The organism is Mycobacterium dioxanotrophicus (assembly GCF_002157835.1).
Lineage (GTDB): Bacteria > Actinomycetota > Actinomycetes > Mycobacteriales > Mycobacteriaceae > Mycobacterium > Mycobacterium dioxanotrophicus.
The window spans coordinates 6,616,231-6,643,009 of the sequence record NZ_CP020809.1 but is presented as its reverse complement, the minus strand read 5'-3'; the positions used below and the strand labels follow the sequence as shown (position 1 = coordinate 6,643,009).

Genomic DNA, 26,779 nt, shown 5'->3' with positions numbered 1-26,779 from the left:
CCATGCAGGTCAACATGACGGTCAACGGTGAGGTGGTCAGCGCCGAGGTCGAGCCGCGGATGCTGTTGGTGCACTTCCTGCGTGACCAGTTGGGGCTGACCGGAACCCATTGGGGCTGCGATACATCCAACTGCGGAACGTGTGTGGTGGACGTCGACGGCGAACCGGTGAAGTCCTGCACAATGCTGGCCGCGATGGCCTCGGGGCATGCGGTCCGCACGGTGGAGGGCATGGAAGTCGACGGACGCCTGGACCCGGTGCAGGAGGGCTTCATGCAGTGTCATGGCCTGCAGTGCGGATTCTGCACGCCGGGCATGATGATCACGGCCCGTGCCCTGCTGGACCGCAACCCCGATCCGACCGAAGCCGAGATCCGCGAGGCCATTTCGGGCCAGATCTGTCGGTGCACCGGTTACACCACGATCGTGCGCTCCGTGCAATGGGCCGCGCGGCATGCCCGCGAGGAGGCGAACGTATGACGACGCTGGAAAACCCGGTGAGCCGGCCCGAGGACACCGCCGCCAACGACGAAAAGCCGTGCGGGCACGGCAGAATGCTCCGCAAGGAGGACCCGCGGTTCATCCGGGGCCGCGGCAACTACGTCGACGACGTGAGACTGCCCGGCATGCTGCACCTGGCGATTCTCCGTTCGCCGTACGCCCACGCCAAGATCGTCAGCATCGACGTCAGTGCGGCGCAAGCACATCCGAAGGTCAAGGCCGTGGTCACCGGTGCCGACCTGGCGGGAAAGGGCCTCGCATGGATGCCGACCCTGTCCAACGATGTACAGGCCGTGCTGGCCACCGACAAGGTCCGGTTCCAGGGCCAGGAGGTCGCGTTCGTCGTCGCCGAGGACCGCTACTCGGCGCGCGATGCGTTGGAGCTCATCGACGTCGAGTACGACCCGCTGGACCCCGTGATCGACGCCCGCCACGCACTTGACGCAGACGCCCCGGTGATCCGCACCGACCTCGACGGCAAGACCGACAATCACTGCTTCGACTGGGAGACCGGTGACGCCGCGGCCACCGAGGCCGTGTTCGCCACGGCCGACGTGGTGGTCAAGCAGGAGATGGTCTATCCCCGGGTGCATCCCGCGCCGATGGAAACCTGCGGTGCGGTGGCCGATCTGGATCCCGTATCCGGCAAGCTGACACTCTGGTCCACCTCGCAGGCCCCGCACGCGCACCGCACGCTGTACGCACTGGTCGCGGGCCTGCCCGAGCACAAGATCCGGGTGATCTCCCCGGACATCGGTGGCGGGTTCGGCAACAAGGTGCCGATCTATCCCGGCTATGTGTGCGCCATCGTCGGCTCGCTACTGCTGGGCAAGCCCGTCAAGTGGATGGAGGACCGCAGCGAAAACCTCACCAGCACAGGCTTTGCCCGCGACTACATCATGGTCGGTGAGATCGCCGCGACCCGTGACGGCAAGATCCTCGCGATCCGGTCCAACGTGCTCGCCGACCACGGCGCGTTCAACGGCACTGCCGCCCCGGTGAAATACCCTGCCGGTTTCTTCGGGGTGTTCACCGGCAGCTATGACATCGAAGCCGCCTACTGCCACATGACCGCGGTGTACACCAACAAGGCGCCCGGTGGCGTGGCGTATGCGTGCTCGTTCCGCATCACCGAAGCCGTGTACTTCGTCGAGCGCCTGGTGGATTGCCTGGCCTTCGAGCTCAAGATGGATCCTGCCGAGCTGCGACTGCGAAACCTGTTGAAACCCGAGCAGTTCCCGTACAAGTCCAAGACCGGCTGGGTGTACGACTCCGGCGAGTACGAGAAGACCATGCGCCTGGCGATGGAGATGATCGACTACGACGCGCTGCGGGCCGAGCAGCGGGAAAAGCGCGAGCGCGGTGAACTCATGGGCATCGGGATGTCGTTCTTCACCGAGGCCGTGGGCGCCGGCCCCCGCAAGGACATGGACATCCTCGGGCTCGGCATGGCCGACGGCTGTGAGCTGCGGGTGCATCCGACCGGAAAAGCCGTGGTGCGCTTGAGTGTTCAGACGCAGGGGCAGGGTCACGAGACGACGTTCGCGCAGATCGTGGCCGAGGAGCTCGGCATCCCGCCCGAGGATATCGACGTGGTGCACGGCGACACCGATCAGACGCCGTTCGGTCTGGGCACCTACGGCAGCCGGTCCACCCCGGTATCGGGTGCGGCGGCCGCGCTCGTCGCGCGCAAGGTGCGCGACAAGGCCAAGATCATCGCCTCGGGCATGCTCGAAGCCTCGGTCGCCGACCTCGAGTGGGACAAGGGCAGCTTCCACGTCAAGGGTGACCCCACGGCGTCGGTGACCATCCAGGACATCGCGATGCGCGCGCACGGGGCGGGGGACCTGCCGGAGGGACTGGAAGGTGGTCTCGACGCCCAGATCTGTTACAACCCGGAGAATCTCACCTACCCGTACGGCGCGTACTTCTGCGTCGTCGACATCGACCCCGGCACCGCCGTGGTGAAGGTGCGCCGGTTCCTCGCGGTCGACGACTGTGGCACCCGGATCAACCCGATGATCATCGAAGGGCAGGTGCACGGCGGCCTGGTCGACGGCATCGGCATGGCGCTGATGGAGATGATCGCGTTCGACGCCGACGGCAACTGCCTGGGCGGGTCGCTCATGGACTACCTGATTCCCACCGCGATGGAGGTGCCGCACTTCGAGACCGGCCACACCGTCACGCCGTCGCCGCATCACCCGATCGGCGCGAAAGGCATCGGTGAGTCCGCCACGGTCGGTTCGCCGCCCGCCGTCGTGAACGCCGTCGTGGATGCGTTGGCGCCGTTCGGTGTTCGGCACGCCGACATGCCGCTGACGCCGTCGCGGGTGTGGGAAGCCATGCAGGGCCGGGCACGGCCGCCTATCTAGAGGGAGACCGGATGACCCTGACCGAACGGGTAGCGCAACTGCGACGGGCCCGGACACCGTTCGTGCACGCCACCGTGGTGCGCGCGCAACCGCCTGCCTCGGCCCACGCGGGCGACGAGGCGATCCTGTTGGCAGACGGCACCATCGAGGGGTTCGTCGGTGGTCAATGCGCGCAGAACTCCGTACGCAAGGCCGCTCTGGGCGCACTGCAGGTCGGCCAGAGCGTACTGCTGCGGGTGCTGCCGGACGGTGACGTGCATTTCCCGGAGGCGCCGGGCGCCTGCGTGGTGGTCAACCCGTGCCTGTCCGGGGGCGCGCTGGAGATCTTCCTCGCGCCCGAGGTGCCCGCACCCCTGGTGCAGATCGTCGGTGCGACACCGGTGGGCGACCGGGTGGTCGACCTGTGCGCGGTACTCGGCTACGACGTGCGTCGCCCTGCAGACGTCGACGGCGCCGATTTCGGTGATACCACCGCGGTCGTCATCGCGAGCCTCGGTGGTCCCGAGGCCGAGATCATCAGGGCCGCACTGGATGCCGGGGTGCGTTACGTCGGTCTGGTGGCCAGCCGGGTGCGGGGCGCCTCGATCCTGGATGCCATGCAGTTGTCGGAGGCTGAACGCGCACGCGTGCACACCCCGGTCGGGCTGTCCATCGGAGCGAAGACCCCCGCCGAGATCGCGGTGTCCATCGTGGCCGAGGTGATCCAGGGCATCAGGGTCGGTGGCCTCGCGGAGCGTTCGTTCGAGACCCACGCCCGGCCGCCCGATTCCGGCGAACACCACTGCGATGCGCATGGCCACTGAACCATTCGGCGGCGTCGCCGACGTGGCGCGGCGCTTCGACGTCCACGACTACCTGCTCGGCGAAGGCACCGCGACGGCGATCTACCTCGCGGTGACCATGGGCCGGCCGCTGCTGCTGGAGGGCGAACCCGGCGTCGGCAAGACGACCGCCGCCAAAACCCTTGCCGCAGTGCTCGACACCCCGTTGATCCGGTTGCAGTGCTACGAGGGGCTGACGGCGGCCGAGGCCCTCTACGACTGGAACTACCAGCGCCAGTTGTTGTCGATCCGGCTGGCGGAGGCCCACGGCGGAGCGGCAGTCGGCGAATCCGACCTCTATACCGAGGCGTATCTCATCGACCGGCCCATCCTGCAGAGTGTCCGCCATCGCGGGCCCACCCCGCCGGTGCTGCTCGTCGACGAGATCGACCGTGCCGACGACGAATTCGAGGCACTGCTGCTGGAATTCCTCGGTGAGGCCGCGGTCACCGTGCCCGAGCTGGGAACGTTCGCCGCCGAGCGGCCGCCGATCGTGGTGCTGACCTCCAACCGCAGCCGCGACCTGCACGACGCCCTGCGCCGACGCTGCCTCTACCACTGGATCGAGTACCCGGACCGGGGCACGGCCGTCGCGATCGTCCGACGCACCGTACCCGGCGCGACCGACGCGCTCATCGAACGCGTGGCCCAATTCGTCGGTGCCGCACGCAATCTCGACCTGGACAAGCCACCGGGCATCGCCGAAACCATCGACTGGGTGGCCGCGCTGGTGGCACTCGGGGTTTCAGACTTGGTCGATCCCGCCGCGCCGGGCACGCTCGGCGCACTGGCGAAAACCCCTGACGACAGCCAAATCCTGCACGACGCATTGCTGGAACTGAGAGGGAGCCCGCCATGAACATCGCCAACGAGTTCACCGTCAGCGTGCCGATCGAGGACGCGTGGGATCTACTCACCGATCTCGACCAGGTGGTCCCGCTGATGCCCGGCGCACAGTTGACCGGGCAGGACGGCGACGACGTACTCGGCAAGGTCAAGGTCAAGGTGGGCCCGGTGACCAGTGAGTTCAGCGGCAAGGTGCGCTTCGTCGAGCAGAACCGCGACGAGCATCGGGCCGTCATCGACGCCAAGGGCAAGGAAGCGCGCGGCACCGGCAACGCCGCCGCCACGGTCACCGCCCGATTGCACGACGCGGGACAGACCACCCGGGTCACCGTCGACACCGATCTGAAGATCGTGGGGAAGCTCGCGCAGTTCGGCAGCGGCATGCTGCAGCAGGTGTCCGAGAAGCTGCTGGGTCAGTTCGTCGACTCGCTGGAAGCCAAGCTCGCCGCCGACCAGCCCGTGGCCGCGGCACCCGTGGCCGCCGTCGGGCCGGCACAGCGGGCAGCCGAACCCCAGCCCATCGACCTGCTCGACCTGGCCGGTGGCAGCGCGTTGAAGAAGTACGGTCCCCGGGTCGCGGTGGCGTTCCTGATGGCTGCTGTGGTGTTCACGATCGTGCGCCGGATGGCCCGCGCCCGTCGATGACGAGCCCGCACCTGCTCAGGGGGGTCGACCTCGCCGCGTTCGCGGTCGCCCTGGTCGATCGGCTGCGCGGCGCCGGAGTCGCGGTGTCGGCGGTCGGATCCGCCGGCCTGGTCGAAGCGATGCATGTGCTGGCTCCCGCCCGCCGGTCCCAGCTGTACTGGGCGGCGCGGCTGACCTTGGTGAGCCGGGTCGACGACCTCGCGGCATTCGACGCGGTGTTCCATGCGGTGTTCGATGACGCCGTGCTCGGTCTCGATCCAGTGAGCGTGAAAAGGCCGCTGGACCCGGCGCTGAGCCCGGCGGGGCGGCCCACCGCCGATGCCCCGTCGGCCGGGGACGGTGACGGGCTGCCGTGGACCACGCGGCTGGCCTCGGTCAGCGCCGCGACACATCCGCCCACGGGCAGTGCGGTGCCGGAGCTGTTGCCGAGCCGACTCGTCGCGCAGGCCGACACGCCGTTCGAACAATTCGACTCCGACGAGCTGCGCCGCATCGGAGCCTGGCTCGAAAGCGCGCAAACCCGCTGGCCACGGCGGCGTACGTTGCGTCGTCAACGCCACCCGGCCGGGCGGCACGTCGACCTGCGCGCAACCATCAAGGCATCTCGGACGACCGGATGGGAGCCGCTGCGGGTGGCCCGCACCCGTAGGCAGGTGCGGCCGCGCCGGGTGGTCCTGGTCTGCGACGTCAGCGGTTCGATGCAGCCGTACGCCACGGTCTACCTGCACCTGATGCGGGCGACGGCCCTACGCTCCTCGGGGCTGCGTCCTGAGGTGTTCGCGTTCGCGACCACGCTGACGAGGCTGACCGCGGCACTGTCGCACCGCTGTGCCGAGACCGCGCTGGCCCGGGCCAACGACAAGGTGATCGACCGCTACGGCGGCACTCACCTGGGCCGCTCGATCGGCACCCTGCTGGCGCTACCGCACGGCAACGCCCTGCGCGGGGCGGTCGTGGTGATCGCCTCGGACGGCTGGGACGCCGACGGGCCGGACACGCTGCGCCGTGCCATGAGCCGGCTACGGCGTCGCGCACACCTGGTGATCTGGCTCAACCCCCGCGCAGCCGCCCCGGGATTCGCCCCGCTCACCGGATCGATGGCTGCGGCACTGCCGTTCTGCGACCATTTCCTGCCCGCACACACCCTCGCCGGGCTGCGGGAACTGTTCGACGTGCTCGGCTAAGGGGTCTCGGACGCATCCTTCGTCGCGCGGCGACGCTTGAGCCACTCGATGAACATCGGGGCGACCGAGGCCAGCACGATGACGATGAAGATGGGTTCCAGCAGCTTCTGGATGATCGTGAACTGACCCAGCCAGTAGCCCAGCAGGATCAGGCCGACACCCCAGACCACCGCACCGAGGATGTTGAAGGTCGTGAACACCGAATAGCGCATCTTCGCAGCGCCCGCGGTCAGTGGGGCCAGGGTCCGCACGATCGGCACGAAGCGCGCGATCACGATGGCGAACGGCCCACGCTGCTCGAAGAAGGCGTGTGCCTCGTCGAGGTAGCGCTGTTTGAGCACCTTGGCGTCGGGCTTGAACATCGACGTGCCGATGGTGCGCCCGATGAAGTAGCCCACCTGCCCGCCGAGGATCGCGGCCAGCGGGATGAACACCAGCAGCTGCCACAGCTGGAAGTTCGCCTGGGCGTCGATTCCCCGGGCCGCGGTACCCGCCGCGAGCATGCCCGCCACGAACAACAGCGAGTCACCGGGCAGGATCGGGAAGAGGACTCCGGACTCGACGAACACCACGACCAGGATGCCCACGAGCGCCCACGCGCCGAAGTATCCGATGAGGTTGAGCGGATCCATGAAACTCGGCATCAGCGCCAGATTGGTCGTAACCTCTGGGATGGCGGTGGCGATCACGAGTCCCAAGGGTACCTGCGCCCTGTCACCGTCCCGCACCTGCGAGAACCTGCGCCGCAACAATCAGCATGGGACAGGAAAGGACACCGTCATGCCCATCGCCACTCCCGAGGTTTACGCCGAGATGCTGGGCCGGGCCAAGGAGCATTCGTTCGCGTTCCCGGCGATCAACTGCGTCGGGTCGGAGAGCATCAATGCGGCGATCAAGGGCTTCGCCGACGCGGGCAGTGACGGCATCATCCAGTTCTCCACCGGCGGCGCGGAGTTCGGCTCCGGCCTCGGGGTCAAGGACATGGTCACCGGCGCCGTCGCGCTGGCCGAATTCGCCCATGTGATCGCCGACAGGTATCCGATCACCGTCGCGCTGCACACCGACCATTGTCCGAAGGACAAGCTGGACACCTATGTCCGGCCGCTGCTGGCCATTTCCGCCGAGCGGGTGGCCGCCGGGCGCAATCCGCTGTTCCAGTCGCACATGTGGGACGGCTCGGCGATACCGATCGACGAGAACCTGGCCATCGCCCAAGACCTGCTCAAGCTCGCGGCGGCCGCCAAGATCATCCTCGAGGTGGAAATCGGCGTGGTCGGCGGCGAGGAAGACGGCGTCGAAGCCGAGATCAACGAGAAGCTCTACACCAGCCCGGAGGACTTCGAGAAGACCATCGACGCGCTGGGCGCCGGCGAGAAGGGCCGGTACCTGCTGGCGGCGACGTTCGGCAACGTGCACGGCGTGTACAAGCCCGGCAACGTCGTGCTCAAGCCCGAGGTGCTGGCCGAGGGGCAGCGCGTGGCCGCGCAGAAGCTCGGATTGTCCGGCGACGCAAAGCCTTTCGACTTCGTCTTCCACGGCGGCTCGGGTTCGCTGAAGTCCGAGATCGAGGATTCGCTGAAGTACGGCGTGGTCAAGATGAATGTCGACACCGACACGCAGTACGCGTTCACTCGTCCGATCGCCGGGCACATGTTCAGCAATTACGACGGCGTGCTCAAGGTCGACGGCGAGGTCGGCAACAAGAAGACCTACGATCCGCGCACCTACCTCAAGAAGGCCGAGGCCTCCATGACCGAGCGCGTGACCGAGGCGTGCAACGACCTGCACAGCGCGGGCCGCAGTGTGACCGCCGGCTGAGCCGGCAAATTGGGCACCGCCGGCTGAGCCGGCAAATTGGGCACCGCCGGCTGAGCCTGCTAGCCCGTGGGGGCCTGGCAGATCTTCCACTGATCGTCGCGGAACTGCAGATCGAAGCTGCGGGTCGACCGCGTCTGGGGCGCGAACGCCATGAAGGTGGTGACGTTGGCCTCGGCATGGTCGTCGTTGACCATCACCTGGTCGATGCTGGACACCACGGGGTACTGCTTGGCTGCGGCCACGCGGGCATGGGTTTCGTCCCAGGCCCGCTGGTCGTAGTTGACGTAGTTGTCGCGCGTGCTGCCGCAGGTGATGGAGCGCAGCGTGGCCAGATCACCGCTCTGGACCGCGGCGTCGAAGTTCTCGATGGTGGCGCGCACCTTGTCTTCCTGCGACGACGCCGTGGAGTTGCGGGTGAGCAGCACGGTGCCCAGGATCGCGATGGCCACCAGTGCTGCGATCACCAGCAGGACCGCGATCACCCAACCCCAGCTGCGCCGCGACGGCGTCTCGGGGGCGGGTGGCACCGGCGCCCCGTCCCGCGGCGGAATCATCTGGGGCGCCGCGGCTTTTGCCGTCGGTGGGGCGAACACCTCGGTTTCGGGGTCCGGCGGGGTGTCGATCTTCTGTGTCGAACCGTCAAAGCCCGACGGCGCGGTGAACCGTCGCTCGTCGTGCTGCTGCGCCGCTTCTGTCATGGCGGTCGCGGATCCGATGATCTCGGTGGTGGCCTCGGACTCGGCGTCCACCCTCATCTGCTCGGTCTGGTCGTCTGCTCGCCCCGGCCTACCGGCGTCGTCCGGCTCCGATGGATTCGACATCCCTGTTGCGGTCCTCCCGTACGTCGCTACCGGTGGAGCTTATAGGCCGGTGCACAATAGGCCCATGACGCGGATGGGTGATCTGCTAGGACCGGATCCAGTGTTGCTCCCGGGCGACCCCGAGGCCGAGGACGAACTCGCTGCGGGGGAGAAGCCCGCCGTGGTGGCTGCGGCGCATCCGTCGGCGTCGATCGCGTGGGCCGTGCTGGCCGAGGCCGCGCTCGACGACGACAAGGCGGTGACCGCTTACGCGTATGCCCGCACGGGCTACCACCGCGGGTTGGACCAGCTGCGCCGCAACGGGTGGAAGGGCTTCGGCCCGGTGCCGTTCGGCCATGAGCCCAACCAGGGGTTCCTGCGGTGTGTCGCGGCGTTGGCCCGCGCCGCCGACGACATCGGCGAGACCGACGAGTTCCAGCGCTGCCTGGACCTGCTCGACGACTGCGATCCGTCGGCCCGCGCCGAGCTCGGGCTGGGCTGACCGGCCTTAGGGCGCGTACCCGAGGGCGGCCTTGACCTCCAGGTATTCGTCGAAGCCGAAATTGCCCCACTCGCGTCCGTTGCCGCTGCGCTTGTAGCCGCCGAACGGAGCCGCGATGTCGAAGGCGTGGTTGATGGCGACCGAGCCCGCCCGGATTCTGCGGGCGACCGCCCGCGCCTGGTCGAGGTCTGCGGCCGAAACGTAGCCGGCCAAGCCGTAATCCGTGTCGTTGGCGATCTCGACGGCGTGGTCGACGTCGTCGTAGCCGAGGATGCACAGCACCGGCCCGAAGATCTCCTCGCGCGCGATTGCCATGTCGTTGGTGACGTTCGCGAAGACGGTGGGTTTGACGAAGTACCCCGTGTCCATCCCGTCGGGGCGGCCGACACCTCCGACGACGAGCGTGGCGCCTTCCGCGAGCCCCGCGCCGATCAACCTCTGGATCTTGTCGAACTGCGCGCGCGATGCGACGGGCCCGATGGCCGTCTTGACCTCTGGATCGCCGACGGCGACGCCCGAGCCGACCCGCCGGGCGATCTCGATGGCCTCGTCCATGCGCGAATGCGGAACCAGCATGCGCGAAGGAGCGTTACAGCTCTGCCCGCTGTTGAGCATCATCGTCGTGACGCCCGCGGTGACACTCTTGGCGAAAGCCTCGTCGTCCAGCACGATGTTGGGGCTCTTGCCGCCGAGCTCCTGGCTGACCCGCTTCACGGTGGGGGCGGCGGCGCGGGCGATCTCGACGCCTGCGCGGGTCGATCCGGTGAAGGACACCATGTCGATGTCGGGGTGAGCCGAGATGGCGGCGCCGACACCCTGGCCGTCGCCGAACACCATGTTGAACACCCCGGCCGGAACGCCTGCGGCAGCGAGGATCTCAGTGAAGATCTGCGCGGAGTAGGGCGCGACCTCGGAGGGTTTGAGCACCATGGTGCAGCCGGTGGCCAGCGCCGGGTACACCTTGACCGCGATCTGGTTCAGTGGCCAGTTCCATGGCGTGATCAGTCCGCAGACGCCGATGGGTTCCTTGATCAGCATGGTGGAGCCGCGTTGCTCGTCGAACTCGAATTTCGTGAGCACGTCGATGGCGGTGGCGAGATGGGCCAGGCCGAGATTGACCTGCGGGCCCGCCGCCAGCCGTGGCGGGGCGCCCATTTCTTCGCTGACGGCGGCGGCGAGATCGCCTGCGCGCGTTTGGTATTCGGCCTGGATCGCCTGCAGTAGGGCGAGGCGATCCTCCTTGGTGCTTCGTGACCAGGACGGGAATGCCCGGCGGGCGGCCGCCACCGCACGGTCGACGTCCGCCGCCGAACCGTTGGCGATGTGGCCCGACACCCGCTCGGTCCGCGGGTCTTCGACGTCGAGGGCGGCGGGGTTTAGCGGATCGACCCACTGGCCGTCGATATAGAACTGCTGGTATTCACGCACGGGGGCAACTGTGCCTCAGTCGGCGTCGGTGCGGCGTGGTTTCGGGCATCGTCACCATGTCGACTCGCAGGGGCAGTCCCCGCTGGCGCCAGGTGCCTCGACCTGCACCGTGGCGTGTTCCAGGCCGCGTGCGGTGAGGACCGCGCGGGCGCCGTCGAGCACGGTTGCCGCGTCGGCGGTGCTGGTCAGGTGAGCGGTGACCATGTCTTTGCCGGGTACGAGCGTCCACACGTGCAGGTCGTGCACGCCGGTGACGCCGGTGACCCGACCGAGCGCAGTGCGCAGCTCCTCGACGTCGATGTGGCGGGGCGAGGACTCGCTCAGGATGCGCAGGGCGGCACGGGCCAGGGAGATGGCGCGGGGCAGCACCCACAGCGCCACCAGTACCGCGACGACCACGTCGGCGTAGGGCCATCCGGTGGTGACCGTGACGATGCCGGCGATCAGCACTCCGATGCTGCCGACGGTGTCGGCCACCACCTCCATGTAGGCGCCCTTGACCGCGAGGCTGCTTTCGGAGTGCGAGCGCAGCATCAACACCACGACGGCGTTGGCCAGCAGTCCGACGAGCGCGACGACGATCATCGGCACACCGGGAATCTGAGGTGCGTCGCCGAGCCGTTCGAACGCCTCATACAGGATGAAGCCCGCGACGCCGAGCAGCAGGACGGCGTTGGCGACGGCGGTGAACACCTCGGCGCGGTGCCAGCCGTAGGTGCGGGCCGGCGATGAGCTGCCCTTGCGGGCCAGCAGCACCGCGGTCAAGCCCATGAACATCGCAACCAGGTCGGTCAGCATGTGGCCGGCGTCCGCGAGCAGCGCGATGGAGTTGATGGTCAGCGCCGTGACCAGCTCGACGACGAAGAAGATCGAGAGGATGGCGGCAGCCATGACCATCCGGCTGACGCGCGTGTCCATCGAATGGCTGTGATCGTGGCCGGCACCCATAGACGCAATATATGCGCATAATCGCATATGTCGCAAGTGTCACGTTCGCCACGGTTCGGCGAGCGTGTCACCTTCGCCGCATTTTCGGAATTGCGCAGTGACGAGGCTCGTTATGCCGTTCGAAATGAGCTATGACAACGCCTTCGATGGGTCCGCGCTGGTCCGATTCGCCGCGCGGGTGTTTGCGTGGCACTACGACCAGCAGCTGCTCGACGGCGTGACCATCGAGCCGGGCAGTGCGCTGGCCATGCACGTCGCGCGGCTGACCTCCGACCGCCATCGCCACGAGCTGGCTGAGACGCTGGACCTGGCGGTGCAGCGCGCAGAAGCCGACCCGATGTTCTACGCGTCGCGGATCCCGACCCATCTGGGCGCGGTGATGTCGGCCGTCGATCAGATCGAGGAGATCCGGCTGCGGTTGAAAGGCCCCCGGCCCGTGCGGGCGCACGGTGTCGCCCGGCTGCGGATGCTGTTGGCCGACGGTGTGGGTCCGTTCTACGTACCGGGCCGCCGCGGCCTCGCCGACGCGCTGCGGGCCGTGCTCGCCGACCTCTAGGCCGGTTACATCCAGGCCGACCAGAACCGCGTCAGCTGCCCGCCGATCTGCATCAGGAATCTCGGCACGCCGGACAGTTCGCAGGCCCAGTAGACCAGGCCGAAGAACCACCGGTTGAGGGCCGGCGTGATGAGCAGGATCAGCAGGATGAAAAAACTCCACTGCTTGGCCGGCTCCAGCGCGCGCTGCGTCTCGGGGCTCAGGTGGGGTTCGAGTGCGTTGTAGCCGTCCAGTCCCGGAATGGGCAGCAGGTTCAGCACCAGCGCAGTGACCTGCAGAAAACCCAGGAATGCCAGCCCGGACCAGAACACGCCGTGCGCCGGGTCGTAGAACAACCGGGTGGCAGCGAGCAGCAGGATCGCCAGTACCAGGTTGGCTGCCGGACCGGCCAGGCTCACGATCGTTCGCTGGCGGGCCGTCATCCAGGACGTCCGTACGTACACCGCCCCGCCGGGGAACCCGATGCCGCCGAGCGCGATGAACAGCACCGGCAACCCCAGCGACAGCATGGGGTGCGAGTACTTGAGCGGGTTGAGGGTCAGGTAGCCCCGCACCGCGACGTCGTGGTCGCCGAACCGCCACGCCGTGAAGGCGTGCCCGAATTCGTGCAGGCACAGCGACACCAGCCAGCCCGCCACCACCAGCACGAACACGCCCGCGTAAGACAGCGGCCGCACAGTGTCGCCGGCCAGCCACGCGGCCACGCCGCCCGCGGCGGTGATGGCGACGACGGCCAGGAAAACCGGGCTCGGGCGCACCGATTGATGCAGCGGGCGGATGTTCACGATTCGACGCTACCGGTTGCTGTGCTGCTCAGCCGACCCGCAGCCAGCCCTCGGTGTGCCGGTAAAACGTCGAGCGGCGCACCTTGCGCGGTACCGCCACGCCGTCACGGGTGACCTGGGCGCCTGTGGTGCCCAGCTGGGCGGCCCGGCCGGTCACCCAGGTGCGGGGCCGCCCGCGTTCGGTGAGCACGGCCGCGCGCAGCCCCGGCATCGAGAGCGTGGGTTCCACCCGAACACCCGGGACCTCGCCGTCGAACAGCAGATGGTCGTCGACCACCGCTTCGCCGTGCAGTGGCCCGCCGTCGGCGCCGCGCCACTGGGCCGCCGACACGATGACCGCCCCGGTCTCGTCGCGGATCAGCGGAACGCGGCGGGCCGCGGCGCCGAGGGCACGACGTGCGGAGAGGTAGCCGGTGGCATGGGCAACCTCGACATCGAGCCGGTCGGCCCGCAACAACGCGGTCAGCACAGCGGCCAGCTCATCCGCCCCACCTGCGACGATGACTCGGCGCTGGGCGGCGACACCGTCGAGCTCGACGGTCGGCAGCCCGCGCAGCGGCCCCCGTGCGGCGCTGCCGAAGACCGCGACACCAGGCGCATCGGGCGTCTGGTTGGACAAAATGTGTGCTCCTCGCGTGCGCTGGGATAAGGTGACCTACCGGCTGCGCCAGTTCAAGGTGCGGAGATAGGCGGGAGATTACGCCATGCCGGCAATCGTGCTCATCGGTGCCCAGTGGGGCGACGAGGGCAAAGGTAAAGCCACCGATCTACTCGGTGGCCGGGTGCAATGGGTCGTTCGCTACCAGGGCGGCAACAACGCCGGACACACGGTCGTGTTGCCCACCGGGGAGAACTTCGCCCTGCACCTCATCCCCTCGGGCATCCTCACGCCCGGTGTCACCAACGTCATCGGCAACGGTGTGGTCGTCGACCCCGGTGTGCTGCTGACCGAGCTCAGCGGTCTCGAAGAGCGCGGAGTGGACACCTCGGGGTTGCTGATCTCGGCCGATGCGCATCTGCTGATGCCGTACCACGTCGCGATGGACAAGGTGGTCGAGCGGTACGCGGGCACCAAGAAGATCGGCACCACCGGCCGCGGCATCGGGCCGTGCTACCAGGACAAGATCGCCCGGATCGGCGTCCGCGTCTCCGATGTGCTCGACGAGCAGTTGCTCGCCGAAAAGATCGGGGCCGCACTGGAGTTCAAGAACCAGGTGCTGGTCAAGATCTACAACCGCAAGGCGCTGGACCCGGCCGAGGTGGTGGAGAACCTGCTCACCCAGGCAGAGGGGTTCAAGCATCGCATCGCCGATTCCCGGCTGCTGCTGAACAAGGCCTTGGAAGGCGGCGAGACCGTGCTGCTCGAAGGGTCGCAGGGCACCCTGCTCGACGTGGACCACGGCACCTACCCGTTCGTCACCTCGTCGAACCCGACGGCGGGCGGCGCATCGGTCGGCTCCGGCATCGGCCCCACCCGCATCACCACGGTGCTGGGCATCCTCAAGGCGTACACGACCCGTGTCGGGTCGGGGCCGTTCCCGACCGAACTGTTCGACGAGCACGGGGCGTACCTGGCCAAGACCGGTGGCGAGGTCGGTGTGACGACGGGACGGCCGCGCCGGTGCGGCTGGTTCGATGCGGTGATCGCCCGCTACGCCACCCGCGTCAACGGCATCACCGACTACTTCCTGACCAAGCTCGACGTGCTGTCCAGCCTGGAGACCGTGCCGATCTGCGTCGGGTACACGGTCGACGGCAAGCGCACCGACGAGATGCCGATGACACAGTCCGACATTCATCGCGCCGAGCCGATCTACGAGGAACTGCCCGGGTGGTGGGAGGACATCTCCGGCGCCCGCGAGTTCAGCGACCTGCCCGCCAAGGCGCAGGATTACGTGCTTCGCCTCGAAGAGCTTGCCGGCGCGCATATTTCGTGCATCGGTGTGGGCCCGGGCCGGGACCAGACCATTGTGCGGCGCGACATCCTGGCCCCTTCGTGAGTGAGGAAGCGGCGGACTCCGTTTCGGTTTTCGAACAGCACGGCGGATTCCCGGTTTTCGAGGCCGCCGATCCCGGGCCGGGTTTCGGGCGGTTCGTGACGGCGATGCGCCGTGCCCAGGACCTGGCGGTGTCGGCGAACCCGGACGCTCACGTCTGGGACGCGGCCGCCGACCGCGTCGAGGAACTCGTCAAACTGCTCGCCCCGTACGAGGCGCCCGAGGGAGTCGGCCCGGCCAACCGCGTGCCGTCACTGCCCGGTGCGGGCAGCCTGCTGATGCCGCCATGGACCGTCGCCAAGTTCGATCCCGACGGTGTCGAAGTGCAGGTGGATTTCAGCCGGTACTACGTGGGCGGCAACTACGCCGTGCACGGCGGGGTGCTGCCGCTGTTGTTCGACTCGGTGTTCGGCATGGTGATCCACGCCGCCGGGCGGCCCATCAGCCGCACCGCGTTCCTGCATGTGGACTACCGCAAGGTGACGCCCATCGACACGCTGCTCACCGCGCGCGGCTGGGTGCGGGAAGCCGAGGGCCGCAAGGCATTCGTCAACGCCGAATTGCGTGACGCGGACGGGAATCTGCTGGCCGAGGCCAACGGCCTCATGGTCAGATTGTTGCCCGGCCAGCCCTGAGCCGTGCGAACATGACGCGGTGGCTCAACAGCATCTGCGTCGACTCTCCACGCCCCGCGCGGCGGCACTCGCCGGCGTCCTGTTCGCCCTTCTGTGTGGGACGGCGCTGGTCCTGATCCGCACGGCGCTGCCGGAAGGTGCCGAGCCGGGATCACAGTGGCTGGTGACCGGCAGCACCAATCTTCAAGTGGCAGCGACGATCATGCCGTTCGCCGGCATCAGCTTCCTGTGGTTCATGGGCGTGATGCGCGACGGCCTGGGCCGCTACGAGGACAAGTTCTTCTCGACCGTCTTCGTCGGCAGCGGCATTCTGTTCCTGGCCATGCTCTTCGTGGCCGCCGGGGTGGGTGCCGGGCTGGAACACAGTGGCGGGGCGATGGATCCGAGCGTGGCGACCTTCGGCCAGTTCGTCCTTCTCACCATCTCGAAGACCTACGCGCTGCGGATGGCCGCGGTCTTCATGATCTCGCTGGCCACCATCTGGCTCAAGACGGGTCTCATGCCGCACTGGCTGGTGATCACCAGCTACGTGCTGGCCGTCGGGCTGCTGGTGGCCGGCGACGTGTCCATGTGGCTGACGTTGGCGTTCCCGGCGTGGGTGCTGGTGGTCAGCGTGCTGGTGCTGATCCGGGCCGGCGTGATCGACCTGCCGGGAGAGTCAGTCCACCAGACGTAACGCGCTGGCGGGGCACAAGTTGACGGCCTCGCGGGCGTGGTCGAGTTCGGCGTCGGGAACCTCGTCGACCAGCGGCCGCACCACACCGTCGTCGTCCTGGTCGAAGACCGCGCCCGCGACCATCACGCAGTTGCCCGATGCGATGCACGCGTCCCGATCCGCTTCGATCCTCATGGCGCTCACCACGTTACCGCGAGCGATCGCAGCCCGTAGATGAAGTGGAAGGAGCGGTACTGCACCTCCTCGAACGGTTCGGCGAGGGCCAGCCGCGGAAAGCGGCGCAGCAGGGCGGGGAACGCGATCCGCATCTCCATGCGAGCCAGGGGCGCGCCGAGGCAGTGGTGGACGCCGTGGCCGAAGGCCAGGTGTCCCGGTGCGCCGCGGCGGATGTCGAGGGTGTCGGGGGAGTCGATGAAATCCGGGTCCCGGTTGCTCGACGGCAGCGACGCGAACACCAGCTCGCCGGCCGGTATCTGGACTCCGGCGATCTCGACTGCGGTGGTGGTGATGCGGGGGATCGCGTTCTGCACGATCGACAGCCAGCGCAACAGCTCCTCGACAGCCGGGCCGACGGCCGCCGGATCGTCGCGTACCGCGGCGAGCTGGTCGGGGTGGCGCAGCAGCGCAAGTACGCCCAGTCCCAACATGTTCGACGTCGTCTCGTGGCCGGCGAGCAGCAGCAGCCCGGCGATTCCGATCAGTTCGTCGTCGCTGAGCTCGTCGCCGTGTTGGCGCACCAGCATGCCGAGAATGTCCTCGCCCGGATCGCGGCGCGCCCGCTCGACCAGCCGGCGCATGTAATCGCGGCCCTGACGCTGCAATTCGAGGCGTTCGGGGATCGGCGCGGACAGGTCGAGCTGCCGGGTGGAGCGTTGCTGGAAATCGTCACGGTCCGCGTAGGGAACGCCGAGCAGCTCGCAGATCACCAGTGACGGGATGGGCAGGGCGAAATCGGCCACCAGATCGGCAGGCGGCCCCGCGGCGGCCATGGCGTCCAATTGCGCCTCGACGATCTCGACGACCCGTGGCTCCAGGCCGTTCATCCGGCGGATGGTGAACTCCGCGGTGAGCATCCGGCGCAGTCGTTGATGCTCGGGCGGGTCGAGCCCCAGCAGATTGCCTGCCCGGGCGCTGGCCTGCTCGTCGGCGGACATCTCCGGGGCTCCGGGCAGCGCGAAGCCCGGCGGCCTGCTGTTGGAGAACCGCTCGTGATCGGCCAGCACCATCTTGACGTCGTCGTGACGGGTGACCAGGTGTACCGACATGCCCAGCGCGTTGACGACGGTGCGCACGCCGTCGGTCTCACGGACCTCCCGCAGATACGGCGTGGGGTCGAAGGCGTTGCGCCGCATGTGCAGTGGCGGCAGGACCTCGGGCGCAGTCATGAATTCGACGGTACGCCGCTGTCACGTGCGCAGCCCGGGCCACCAGATCCGCGGGCCGATCAACGTGAACAGGGCCGGGACGATCACCGTGCGGACGACGAACGTGTCCAGCAGGATCCCGAGGCCCACGATGATGCCCAGCTGCGTCAGGACGATCAGCGGCAGGACACCGAGCACGCAGAACACCGCTGCCAGCACGATGCCCGCGCTGGTGATGACGGCGCCGGTGGCCGACACCGCGCGCACGATGCCCTGCCGGGTGCCGTACTGCGGGGTCTCCTCCCGGGCCCGGGTCACCAGGAAGATCGTGTAGTCGACGCCGAGTGCCACCAGGAAGAGGAACGCGAACAGCGGAGTGCTGTTGTCCAGCGCCGGGAAGCCGAAGACGTGCACGCTGGTCCAGCCGCCGAGGCCGAGCGCGGCCAGCGCGCTGAGCACCGTGACGGCGACGAGCACCAGCGGCGCGAGCGCTGACCGCAGCAGGAGGTACAGCACGGCGAGCACCACGGCCAGGATCGCGGGGATCACCACGAGCCGGTCCCGTTGCGCGGCCGCGGCGGCGTCCCTGGCCTGGGCGTCCGAACCGCCCACCACCGCCGTGTCGTCCACCGAGTGCACCGAGTTGCGCAGCGCATCAACGGTTTTGAAGGCTCCGTCCGATGCGGGAGCGGCCCGCAGGACCACCGACCACTGGCTCAGCCCGGTCGGCGACTCCCCGGCGCGGGTGGCGCTCACGACGCCCGGGGTTTCGGCGATGGCCTGCTGCACGGCGTCGGCCTTGGTGGTCGCGGCGATGACACGGGTCGGATCGGTGAGGCCGCTGGGGAAGTGCGCGGCCAGCGTCTCGTACCCGGTGACCGATTCGGCTTGGACCCGGAACTGCTCGGTCTGCGACAACCCGATCGGTGTGCTCAGCAGCCCGACGCACAACACCGCCAGCCCCGCCGTGGCGACCACCACGACCCGGCCGGGCCGCTTGGCCACCGCGTCGGCGATCCGATGCCAGATCCCGCTGTCGGTAACGGCTTTCGTGCCGGACTCGGGGACGAACGGCCAGAACAGCCGCGTGCCGCACAGCGCCAGCAGAGGCGGCAGCACCACGAGCACGAAGATCGCGGCGATCACCAGACCCGCGGCGGCCTGGACGCCCAGGCTGCGGTTACTGGGTGCCGACGCGAGCAGCAGGGTGAGCAGCGCCAGCACCACCGTGGCGTTGCTGGCCATGATCGCCGGGCTCGCGGCCCGGACGGCCACCCGCAGTGCCTCACGATGGTCGGTGTGCGTGTTGAGCTCTTCGCGGTACCGCGAAATCAACAGCAGCGCATAGTTGGTGCCTGCGCCGAACACCAGCACGCTGGTGATCCCACCGGTCGACCCGTCGGGGTGCAGGCCCAGGCCGGAGGCGACGGCGGTGCCGAGCACGCCACCGACTCGGTCGGCGAAGGCGATCACCAGCAGCGGGACCAGCCACAGCACGGGCGAGCGGTAGGTGATGATCAGCAGCAGCGCCACCACCGTGGCGGTCACGGCGAGCAGTGTGATATTGGCTCCGGCAAAGGAATTCGCGATGTCGGCGCCGAATGCCGGCCCGCCGGTGAGCTGTGCGTGCAGCCCGGCGGGCAGGCCTGCCCCGGCCTTGTCCCGCAGCTGCCGCACGGCGTCGTTGAGGGCGAATCCGGACAGCCCGGCGTCGAGCGGGACCGTCGCGACCGCGGCTTTGCCATCGTCGGAGGCGAGGACGGGCGGGCCGGAGACGGCGGCGGGCGCGCCGGGCGCATCCGTCATCCGGTGCCGCGCAACGGCCGTGGCATCGATGTCGTCGGCGCCGAGCTCGGCCCCGTCGGTGCGGGTGACCACGAGGATGGCGGGAACCTCTCCGCCACTGGGGAATTGGGCACGCAACGCGTCGGCCCGCGCGGATTCGGCGTTGTCCGGAACGGCGACCGGGGACTGGGACCCTGACTCGTCTCCGCTGAGCAGTCCCAGCAGCGCGCCGGAGAGCAGCACGACCAGCACCGCAACCCAGGACAGTGTTCTAATCACGGTTCAGTGTCGCTTCTTCCAGGTCAAGCCCGCGTAGCACGGTGCGGAGCACCTCGTCGTCGATGTGTCCGGCATCGCGCTCGGCGATGAACGTCTTTCGTTCGGCGGCAAGCATTTCCAACCGTAACCGGCGGAAGGCCGAGGTGGGGCTCTCGCCGATGTCGGCGTCGTCGCGGCCCAGCCGTTCCCAGGCGGCGTTGCGGCGCCGGGTGTTCCACGCCCGCAGGATCTCGGCTGCCCGCTCCGGCACGTCGGTGCTGGCGTGCTGCTCGGCGAGCAGTTCATCGAGCCGGTCGGCGGCGGCCCTGGCCGCCCGGTCCTGTGCGGCCGCGGTGGCGATCGCGTCGGCCTGCTCCTCGTTACCCTGCACTCCAAGCATTCTGATGAACCACGGCAGCGTCAGACCGTGCAGCAGCAGCGTTCCGACCACCACGACGAAAGTGAGGAACACCAGCTGCGGCCGGCCGGGAAAGGGCGCACCGGACAGCGTCGTGGCGGGCACACCGAAGGCCGCGGCCAGCGAGACCACACCACGCATGCCCGCCCAGGCCAGGATGAACACCTGGCCCGGGGTCGGCGCAGGCTCACGGGCCCGCAGCTTCGCCGACAGCAGCCGCGGCAGATAGGCGAAGCAGTACACCCAGACGATGCGCACCACGATCACCGCGGTGAGCACGGCCGCCGACGAGATCGCCAGCGTGGCCGCCGAGATGCCCGTGAGTTCGCCGATCACCTTGGGCAGCTGCAGCCCGATCAGGAAAAACGCGAACGACTCCAGCACCAACTGCAGCGCCTTCCACACCGCGGTGTCCTGCAGCCGGGTCGCGTAACCGGCGTCGGTCTCCCGTTGCCCCAGCAGCAGCGCCGCGACCACCACCGCGATCACGCCGGAGCCGTGCACCTCCTCGGCGACGAGATAGATGGTGAACGGCGCCACCAGTCCGATCGCGCTTTCCACCAGCGGATCGTCGAGCCGCGTGCGGATGTAGTGCACGACCATGCCCAGGGTGACGCCCACCACGATGCCGCCGACCGCCGCCAAGGCGAACGTGCCAAGACCGCGCTGCCACGTGGCCGCCGCGCCGATCGACGCGGCCAGCGCCACTTTGTACGCGGTCAGGGCGGTCGCGTCGTTGAGCAGGCTCTCCCCGCCAAGCAGGGTCATGATGCGGCGCGGCAACCCGAGCCTGCGGCCGATGGCGGTGGCCGACACCGCGTCGGGCGGCGCGACGATCGCGCCAAGGGTGAGTGCGGCGGGGATGGTCAGTTCGGGCACGGTGTGGAACGCCACGATCCCCACGACCAGCGTCGTCGCCAGCGGCAACCCGACCGCCAGCAGTCCGATGGTCCGGATGTTCTTGCGCATCGCCACGTAGCTGCTCTCCAGCCCGGCGGACCACAGCAGCGGCGGAAGGATGACGTACAGCACCAGCTCGGGGTCGAGGTGGACGTCGTGGAGAACGGGGACCGCACTGGCGGCCAACCCGGCCACCACGAGGGCCAACGGCGCCGAAACGTCGCAGCGGCGGGCCACCGCGGCCAGCAGCACCGAGACCACGAGAGCTGCCAAGAGTGAGACACCCACGTCGTCGATCCTCCTTCGCGTCCGGTCCTATCCTTGATCAACATGTTGAGGAGATCACGCCGGCAGGAGCCGACCGCGGTGCCCACGACGTGTGAGCACCTCGCTGCCGCCGTGGACGAACCCGAGCCGATTACCCCCGGGCGGTGTCAGGAATGCGCGGAGGACGGCGAGAACAACTGGGCCCACCTGCGGATGTGTATGACGTGTGGGCATGTCGGCTGCTGTGATTCCAGCCCGCACCACCACGCCACCGCACACTTCAAGCAGAGCGGGCATGCCGTCATGCGGTCGGCCGAACCGGGCGAGAGTTGGCGTTGGTGCTACATCGACCATCGCGTCGGATGACGATCTGGCAGTCTTGGTGGCGCGATGAGTGACTCGATTGACGCAGCCCTCGAAGAGGCCGGCGAGAAGACCGAAGAAGCCGAATCGGCGCAGGAATCTTCTGCTCCGGAGGCGGTGGAGCCTGCGACCCCGCCGGAGGCGGAGCCGATGGACGCGGAGCCGACGGACGCCGAGCCGACGGACGCCGAGCCTGACGATGCCCCGGCAGAACCCTCCACCGTTATTGCTCCTCGCGTGCGCGAGCCGGAGCCGTTGCCTGAGGAACCCGCGCCACGGCGGACCACCGCGCTCATGCTGGGCGCCGGTGAATCCAGCCGTGAGCTGGCGCTGGCCTTCGAGCGGCTGGGCGTTGCCGTGGTCGCGGCGGACCGCGGAGACGACACCGAAGAACTCGCCGCGCTGATCGAGCGCGAGCGTCCGCACTATGTGGTGACCGAGTCCGGCGCGGTCGCGGCCGACGCGTTGATCGCGGTGGCCGAGCAAGGCGACACCGAGGTGCTGCCGACTCCGCGCAGCATCCGGCTCAGCCAGGATCGTGAGGGCCTGCGGCGGCTGGCTTCCGACGAGCTGGGGTTGCCGACCGTGCCGTTCTGGTTTGCCGGGTCGGTCGACGAGCTGACCGCCGTCGCCGAGCACGCCGGATACCCGTTGCTCGTCAAGCCCGTCGCGGGTTCGCTGGAGGACGGCCAGTCGGTGTTGCTGCGTCCCGATGACATCGAGCCGGCGTGGGATCGTGCGACCGCTGCGGGCGGGGTCATGCGGGTGCTGGCCGAGTCGGTGGTCGAGGTCGAACACGCGATCACGCTGCTCGTCATCCGCACGACCGGCCCGGCCGGACCGGCTGTGCACTTCTGTGAGCCGATCGGTCACCGTGACGACGACGGTGATGTGTTGGAGGTGTGGCAGCCGCAGCGGCTCGCGCCTGCGGCGATGGACGGCGCGAAATCCATCGCCGCGCGCATCGTCAACTCGCTGGGCGGACGTGGCGTCTTCGCCGTCGAGCTGCTGGTGCAGGGTGACGATGTGTACTTCGCCGATGTCCGCGTCGGTCCGGGGGACAGCGGCCTGGTCACGGTGCGTTCGCAGCGACTGACCCAGTTCGAGCTGCACGCCAGGGCGATCCTCGGTCTGGCGGTCGACACCATCATGATTTCGCCTGCCGCGGCGGAGGTCAGCTACGGCACCTCCGAATCCGCCGACGCGAGCACCGTCGCCGCGGTGCTCGCCGACGCCTTGGTCACCTCGGAAAGCGACGTGCGGCTGTTCGCCGGCGGCGACGACTCCGATGGCCGGCGGCGGCTCGGGATGGCCCTGGCCACCGCGCCGGATGTGATCGTCGCGCGCGACCGGGCCCGTCGGGTGGGTACCGCCCTGCGCAAGCTCTTCTCGTGATGGCCGACGAACCGGTCGACCGGCCGACGATGGCGCCGTTTCTGGGGGCGTTGGCCATCATTGTGCTCGTCGTGATCGGCATTACCGTGGCCAACGTGCTGTCCAGTGGTGACGGCCTGTCCGAGGAGCAGCGGGTGGGACGCGCCGCGGTCGGGCAGAACGACGCCATGCAGCGGGAGAACTGGAGCGCGTTCGGCGACTACACCTGTCGCGACCAACGCGGCACCGAGGCTGATTTCCTTGCCCGGCAACGCGATTCGGTGGCCAAGCAGGGCGCCCGGTTCGTCGACGACGTGACAGGTGTGCACATCGACGGTGACCGCGCCACCGGCACTGTGGTCTATCACTTCGACAAGGCACCCGACACCAAGCTCGACGCCGAGACGACCTTCGTGCGCGAGGACGGCGCATGGCGCGTGTGCGGTGGTGTGAAAGACTCACGGCCGTGAGCTATGCAGGGGACATTACGCCGCAGGAGGCGTGGAAACTGCTGAGCGAGGACCCTCGCGCCGTGCTGGTGGACTGTCGTACCGACGCCGAGTGGCGCTTCGTCGGCGTTCCGGATCTGAGCCAGCTGGGCCGCGACGTGGTCTACATCGAGTGGAATCACACCGACGGCAGCCACAACGATGCTTTCGTCGACGATCTGCGCGGCAAGGTCGACTCCGCTGACCGCCCGGTGGTCTTTCTGTGTCGCTCCGGCAACCGCTCGATCGGTGCCGCCGAGGCTGCGACCGCAGCGGGCTACGGCCCGTCCTACAACGTGCTCGACGGCTTCGAGGGCAACCTCGACGAGAACCGCCACCGCGGCGCTACCGGTTGGAAGGCCGTCGGTTTGCCCTGGAAGCAGAGTTGAGGACGGCATGACTGACAACCCATCTGTGCCGCCGCGCACGCGAGGAGCAGAAACACCATCTGTGCGGATCCCCGCACCGCTGCCCGACGGCGTCAGCCAGGCCACCATCGGAGTGCGCGGTGGCCTGCTCCGGTCGGAGTTCGAGGAGACCGCCGAGGGCCTGTTCCTCACGTCGGGATACGTCTACGAGAGTGCGGCGGCCGCCGAAAAGGCGTTCACCGGTGAGATCGACCGATTTGTCTACTCGCGCTACGGCAACCCGACCATCTCGATGTTCGAGGAGCGGCTGCGGCTCATCGAGGACGCTCCGGCGTGCTTCGCCACCGCCACCGGCATGGCCGCGGTGTTCACCGCGCTCGGCGCGTTGCTGGGCGCCGGCGACCGGCTGGTGGCCGCGCGCAGCCTGTTCGGTTCGTGCTTCGTGGTGTGCAACGAGATCCTGCCCCGGTGGGGTGTGGAGGCGGTGTTCGTCGACGGCGACGATCTCTCCCAGTGGGAGAAGGCGTTGTCGGTGCCGACGCAGGCGGTGTTCTTCGAGACGCCGTCCAACCCCATGCAGTCGCTGGTCGACATCGCCGCGGTGTCCGAGCTGGCGCACGCGGCCGGGGCAAAGGTGGTGCTGGACAACGTCTTTGCCACCCCGCTGCTGCAGCAGGGCCTGCCGCTGGGCGCCGACGTCGTGGTGTACTCGGGCACCAAGCACATCGACGGTCAGGGCCGCGTACTCGGGGGAGCCATTCTCGGCGACAAGGAGTACATCGACGGCCCGGTGCAGAAGCTCATGCGTCACACGGGCCCGGCGATCAGTGCCTTCAACGCCTGGACGCTGCTGAAAGGCCTTGAGACCATGGCTGTTCGGGTGGACTACTCCAACCGGTCGGCCCTTGAGGTCGCCGAGTTCCTGGAGAGCAAGGCGGGCGTGAACTGGGTGAAATACCCGTTCCTGGAGTCACATCCGCAATACGACCTGGCCAAGCGGCAGATGCGCGGCGGCGGCACCGTGGTCACCTTCGAGCTCGATGGCGGCAAGGACCGGGCCTTCGAGGTGCTCGACAAGCTGCGCGTCATCGACATCTCCAACAACCTCGGCGACGCCAAGACGCTCGTCACGCATCCCGCGACCACCACCCACCGCGCCATGGGGCCCGAAGGGCGCGCGGCGATCGGACTGGGCGACGGCGTCGTGCGGATCTCGATCGGTCTGGAAGGCACCGAAGATCTGATCGCCGACCTCGACCAGGCCCTGGGCTGAGGCGTGTCCCGGGCGTCCGACGGCAAGAAGGCCCGTCGCAAGAAGCGGCAGGCGACCCAGAACTCGCGCTGGGTACCGCAGGAGGTCGTCGAGCAGCTGTCGGCTATCCAGGACGCCGTCGTGGCCGACCTGGCCGAGTTCGACGAGCGAATCACCGAGCGCGGCTGGACTTTTGACGAGGAAACCTCCAGCGACGAGGTTGCCGCGTGGTTCTACGAACCGTCCGGTGCCGAGGTCGATGACGGCCTGCCCGTGACCTCGCTCTGGCTGGACGCGGCCGAGGACGGCGCGATCGTGCGCGTGGTGTTCGTCGGCAGCACCGACAGCCACGAGTTCGGGCACGACGCGTTCGTCGAGCACCTCGATGCCATCGAGGCCTACCGCGCCGGCGATCCGGTCCCGGAGTTCGGTTAGACGCCCGCGGCCATGACCGACGTCACCCTGCGTCAGCTGCGGTACTTCGCGGTGCTGGGTGAAGAGCTGAACTACCGGCGTGCCGCCGAGCGGCTGTTCATCACGCAGCCCGCGCTGTCGACGGCCATCAAACAGCTTGAGCAGGCGTTCGGGGTGGTGCTGCTCAACCGCAACACCCGCGAGGTCGCCTTGACCGATCTGGGTGCGGCCTGGTTGCCGCAGGTGCAGCAGGCCCTCGCCGGTGTCGACGCGGTGGTGGCCAACCTCGTGACGCTCTCGGGTACCCGGCAGGGCCGGTTGCGGGTCGGATATCTCATCGGCACCGGTGCCGACCTGCTGTTCCGGATCGTGCGGCATTTCGAGGCGGCGTACCCCGACGTCCGCGTCGAACCCATCGAATTCGACTTCGCCGACCCGACCGCCGGGCTGGCGGCGGGGACCACCGATGTCGCGCTCATCCGGCCGCCGGTGGATCTGCCCGAGCACCGCATGCTGATCCTGGACTCCGAGACCTGGGTGGCGTGCCTGCCGCGCGATCATCGGCTGGCCGACCGCACCGAGGTCCACATCGCCGAGCTGCTCGACGATCCCATCGTCTGCGCGCCGGTCACCGCGGGGACCTGGCGGGACTACTGGCTCGCGATGGACGCCCGGGGCAACCGTCCGCCGACCATCGCGGCGGTGGCGGCGACCTACGAGGCGGAGACGACGTCGATCGCGCGCGGTTTGGGCATCAGCTTCACCACGTCGTCGGTGGCCCGGTTCTACGACCGGCCGGGCATCGTCTACGTGCCGATTGTGGATCGGCCGGCCAGCCATGTCGCGCTGGCGTGGCATCCCGCCGCGATCACCCCGCAGGCCGACGCGTTGATCAGGCACGTGCAGCGGGAATGGAATTTCGGGGAGGGCGAGGAAGTGGCCGTGCCCGCCACGCAGCACTGATAAAGCACGGTTATCACTCCATCAAAAGATGGAACTTCCGGTAGCCGAC

At 68.5% G+C, this 26,779-nt stretch carries 29 protein-coding genes; 19 read left to right on the top strand and 10 right to left on the bottom strand.

What is annotated here, in order from left to right:
* Positions 1–2 precede the first annotated feature (2 nt).
* From BTO20_RS32395 to BTO20_RS32370, 6 genes are read left to right on the top strand one after another with little or no spacing between them, the layout of a single operon-like run.
* A complete protein-coding gene (locus tag BTO20_RS32395; protein ID WP_087080060.1) occupies positions 3–479 on the top strand; it encodes a (2Fe-2S)-binding protein in 477 nt (158 codons plus the stop codon).
* Positions 476–2,875: an aerobic carbon-monoxide dehydrogenase large subunit gene (locus BTO20_RS32390; protein ID WP_087080058.1), complete on the top strand. Its 2,400-nt coding sequence runs from the start codon at positions 476–478 to the stop codon at positions 2,873–2,875. Before BTO20_RS32395 ends, BTO20_RS32390 begins: the two co-directional genes overlap by 4 nt.
* Before the next feature lie 11 nt (positions 2,876–2,886).
* Positions 2,887–3,678: an XdhC family protein gene (locus BTO20_RS32385; RefSeq protein ID WP_087080056.1), complete on the top strand. Its 792-nt coding sequence runs from the start codon at positions 2,887–2,889 to the stop codon at positions 3,676–3,678.
* Entirely contained in the window at positions 3,668–4,555 is an 888-nt protein-coding gene (locus BTO20_RS32380) for an AAA family ATPase (protein WP_198344145.1), read from the top strand. Before BTO20_RS32385 ends, BTO20_RS32380 begins: the two co-directional genes overlap by 11 nt.
* On the top strand, positions 4,552–5,187 hold the full coding sequence (locus BTO20_RS32375) for an SRPBCC family protein (RefSeq protein WP_087080052.1): 636 nt from the start codon (positions 4,552–4,554) through the stop codon (positions 5,185–5,187). Before BTO20_RS32380 ends, BTO20_RS32375 begins: the two co-directional genes overlap by 4 nt.
* The gene (locus BTO20_RS32370; protein WP_087080050.1) at positions 5,184–6,371 is read left to right on the top strand and encodes a vWA domain-containing protein; all 1,188 of its coding nucleotides are present in this window, start codon (positions 5,184–5,186) and stop codon (positions 6,369–6,371) included. The genes BTO20_RS32375 and BTO20_RS32370 overlap by 4 nt, the downstream gene beginning before the upstream one ends.
* On the opposite strand, the gene BTO20_RS32365 is transcribed toward BTO20_RS32370, so the two are convergent.
* Positions 6,368–7,015, bottom strand: a complete 648-nt coding sequence (locus BTO20_RS32365) for a DedA family protein (protein WP_198344598.1) — start codon at positions 7,013–7,015, stop codon at positions 6,368–6,370. The genes BTO20_RS32370 and BTO20_RS32365 overlap by 4 nt on opposite strands.
* Positions 7,016–7,151: 136 nt before the next feature.
* On the opposite strand from BTO20_RS32365, the gene fbaA reads away from it, so the two are divergent.
* Positions 7,152–8,189, top strand: coding sequence for a class II fructose-bisphosphate aldolase (fbaA, locus tag BTO20_RS32360; protein WP_087082978.1), 1,038 nt, complete (start codon positions 7,152–7,154; stop codon positions 8,187–8,189).
* Positions 8,190–8,248: 59 nt separating this feature from the next.
* On the opposite strand, the gene BTO20_RS32355 is transcribed toward fbaA, so the two are convergent.
* Positions 8,249–9,010, bottom strand: a complete 762-nt coding sequence (locus BTO20_RS32355) for an Rv0361 family membrane protein (protein ID WP_087080046.1) — start codon at positions 9,008–9,010, stop codon at positions 8,249–8,251.
* A gap of 64 nt (positions 9,011–9,074) precedes the next feature.
* Here BTO20_RS32355 and BTO20_RS32350 point away from each other — a divergent pair, with 64 nt between their 5' ends.
* On the top strand, positions 9,075–9,491 hold the full coding sequence (locus tag BTO20_RS32350; RefSeq protein ID WP_083165331.1) for a DUF3151 domain-containing protein: 417 nt from the start codon (positions 9,075–9,077) through the stop codon (positions 9,489–9,491).
* Positions 9,492–9,497: 6 nt separating this feature from the next.
* Here the strand turns inward: BTO20_RS32350 and BTO20_RS32345 are convergent, their stop codons facing one another.
* Both BTO20_RS32345 and BTO20_RS32340 read right to left on the bottom strand, forming a co-directional pair.
* A complete protein-coding gene (locus BTO20_RS32345) occupies positions 9,498–10,919 on the bottom strand; it encodes an aldehyde dehydrogenase family protein (RefSeq protein WP_087080042.1) in 1,422 nt (473 codons plus the stop codon).
* Between the two features lie 51 nt (positions 10,920–10,970).
* Positions 10,971–11,867: a cation diffusion facilitator family transporter gene (locus BTO20_RS32340; RefSeq protein ID WP_087080040.1), complete on the bottom strand. Its 897-nt coding sequence runs from the start codon at positions 11,865–11,867 to the stop codon at positions 10,971–10,973.
* A 124-nt stretch (positions 11,868–11,991) separates the two neighbouring features.
* Here BTO20_RS32340 and BTO20_RS32335 point away from each other — a divergent pair, with 124 nt between their 5' ends.
* A complete protein-coding gene (locus BTO20_RS32335; protein ID WP_087082976.1) occupies positions 11,992–12,423 on the top strand; it encodes a hypothetical protein in 432 nt (143 codons plus the stop codon).
* 5 nt (positions 12,424–12,428) lie between these two features.
* Here the strand turns inward: BTO20_RS32335 and BTO20_RS32330 are convergent, their stop codons facing one another.
* Both BTO20_RS32330 and BTO20_RS32325 read right to left on the bottom strand, forming a co-directional pair.
* Positions 12,429–13,208, bottom strand: coding sequence for a site-2 protease family protein (locus BTO20_RS32330; RefSeq protein WP_087080038.1), 780 nt, complete (start codon positions 13,206–13,208; stop codon positions 12,429–12,431).
* A gap of 28 nt (positions 13,209–13,236) precedes the next feature.
* Positions 13,237–13,827: a hypothetical protein gene (locus tag BTO20_RS32325; RefSeq protein WP_087080036.1), complete on the bottom strand. Its 591-nt coding sequence runs from the start codon at positions 13,825–13,827 to the stop codon at positions 13,237–13,239.
* A gap of 85 nt (positions 13,828–13,912) precedes the next feature.
* Between BTO20_RS32325 and BTO20_RS32320 the strand changes: the two genes are divergently transcribed.
* The 3 genes from BTO20_RS32320 to BTO20_RS32310 are packed head-to-tail and all read left to right on the top strand — an operon-like array spanning position 13,913 to position 16,516.
* Entirely contained in the window at positions 13,913–15,208 is a 1,296-nt protein-coding gene (locus BTO20_RS32320) for an adenylosuccinate synthase (protein WP_087080034.1), read from the top strand.
* Complete coding sequence (locus tag BTO20_RS32315; RefSeq protein ID WP_087080032.1) at positions 15,205–15,840, top strand: PaaI family thioesterase; 636 nt, start codon at positions 15,205–15,207, stop codon at positions 15,838–15,840. Before BTO20_RS32320 ends, BTO20_RS32315 begins: the two co-directional genes overlap by 4 nt.
* 19 nt (positions 15,841–15,859) lie before the next feature.
* Positions 15,860–16,516: a hypothetical protein gene (locus BTO20_RS32310; RefSeq protein WP_087080030.1), complete on the top strand. Its 657-nt coding sequence runs from the start codon at positions 15,860–15,862 to the stop codon at positions 16,514–16,516.
* Here BTO20_RS32310 and BTO20_RS32305 read toward each other — a convergent pair.
* Genes BTO20_RS32305 through BTO20_RS32290 form a run of 4 tightly spaced genes read right to left on the bottom strand, consistent with a single transcriptional unit; the run spans position 16,499 to position 21,529 of the window.
* Entirely contained in the window at positions 16,499–16,690 is a 192-nt protein-coding gene (locus BTO20_RS32305) for a ferredoxin (RefSeq protein WP_087080028.1), read from the bottom strand. The genes BTO20_RS32310 and BTO20_RS32305 overlap by 18 nt on opposite strands.
* A 5-nt stretch (positions 16,691–16,695) precedes the next feature.
* Positions 16,696–17,901 carry a cytochrome P450 gene (locus tag BTO20_RS32300; RefSeq protein WP_087080026.1) on the bottom strand — a complete coding sequence of 402 codons (1,206 nt, stop codon included), beginning with the start codon at positions 17,899–17,901 and terminating at the stop codon, positions 16,696–16,698.
* 21 nt (positions 17,902–17,922) lie between these two features.
* Positions 17,923–19,944: an MMPL family transporter gene (locus BTO20_RS32295; RefSeq protein WP_198344144.1), complete on the bottom strand. Its 2,022-nt coding sequence runs from the start codon at positions 19,942–19,944 to the stop codon at positions 17,923–17,925.
* Positions 19,937–21,529, bottom strand: a complete 1,593-nt coding sequence (locus tag BTO20_RS32290; RefSeq protein WP_087080024.1) for a Na+/H+ antiporter — start codon at positions 21,527–21,529, stop codon at positions 19,937–19,939. Before BTO20_RS32290 ends, BTO20_RS32295 begins: the two co-directional genes overlap by 8 nt.
* Positions 21,530–21,571: 42 nt before the next feature.
* Here BTO20_RS32290 and BTO20_RS32285 point away from each other — a divergent pair, with 42 nt between their 5' ends.
* Genes BTO20_RS32285 through BTO20_RS32255 form a run of 7 tightly spaced genes read left to right on the top strand, consistent with a single transcriptional unit; the run spans position 21,572 to position 26,730 of the window.
* Positions 21,572–21,874 carry a UBP-type zinc finger domain-containing protein gene (locus tag BTO20_RS32285; RefSeq protein ID WP_087080022.1) on the top strand — a complete coding sequence of 101 codons (303 nt, stop codon included), beginning with the start codon at positions 21,572–21,574 and terminating at the stop codon, positions 21,872–21,874.
* A 24-nt stretch (positions 21,875–21,898) separates the two neighbouring features.
* Positions 21,899–23,266 (top strand): formate-dependent phosphoribosylglycinamide formyltransferase, encoded by a 1,368-nt coding sequence (gene purT, locus BTO20_RS32280; RefSeq protein ID WP_087080020.1) that lies wholly within the window; start codon positions 21,899–21,901, stop codon positions 23,264–23,266.
* Positions 23,266–23,715 carry an Rv0361 family membrane protein gene (locus BTO20_RS32275; RefSeq protein WP_087080018.1) on the top strand — a complete coding sequence of 150 codons (450 nt, stop codon included), beginning with the start codon at positions 23,266–23,268 and terminating at the stop codon, positions 23,713–23,715. The genes purT and BTO20_RS32275 overlap by 1 nt, the downstream gene beginning before the upstream one ends.
* Entirely contained in the window at positions 23,712–24,122 is a 411-nt protein-coding gene (locus BTO20_RS32270) for a rhodanese-like domain-containing protein (RefSeq protein WP_087080016.1), read from the top strand. Before BTO20_RS32275 ends, BTO20_RS32270 begins: the two co-directional genes overlap by 4 nt.
* 7 nt (positions 24,123–24,129) lie before the next feature.
* Positions 24,130–25,374 (top strand): O-succinylhomoserine sulfhydrylase, encoded by a 1,245-nt coding sequence (locus BTO20_RS32265; RefSeq protein WP_087080014.1) that lies wholly within the window; start codon positions 24,130–24,132, stop codon positions 25,372–25,374.
* 3 nt (positions 25,375–25,377) lie between these two features.
* Entirely contained in the window at positions 25,378–25,788 is a 411-nt protein-coding gene (locus BTO20_RS32260) for a hypothetical protein (protein ID WP_087080012.1), read from the top strand.
* A gap of 12 nt (positions 25,789–25,800) precedes the next feature.
* The gene (locus BTO20_RS32255; protein ID WP_087080009.1) at positions 25,801–26,730 is read left to right on the top strand and encodes a LysR family transcriptional regulator; all 930 of its coding nucleotides are present in this window, start codon (positions 25,801–25,803) and stop codon (positions 26,728–26,730) included.
* Positions 26,731–26,779: the final 49 nt, after the last annotated feature.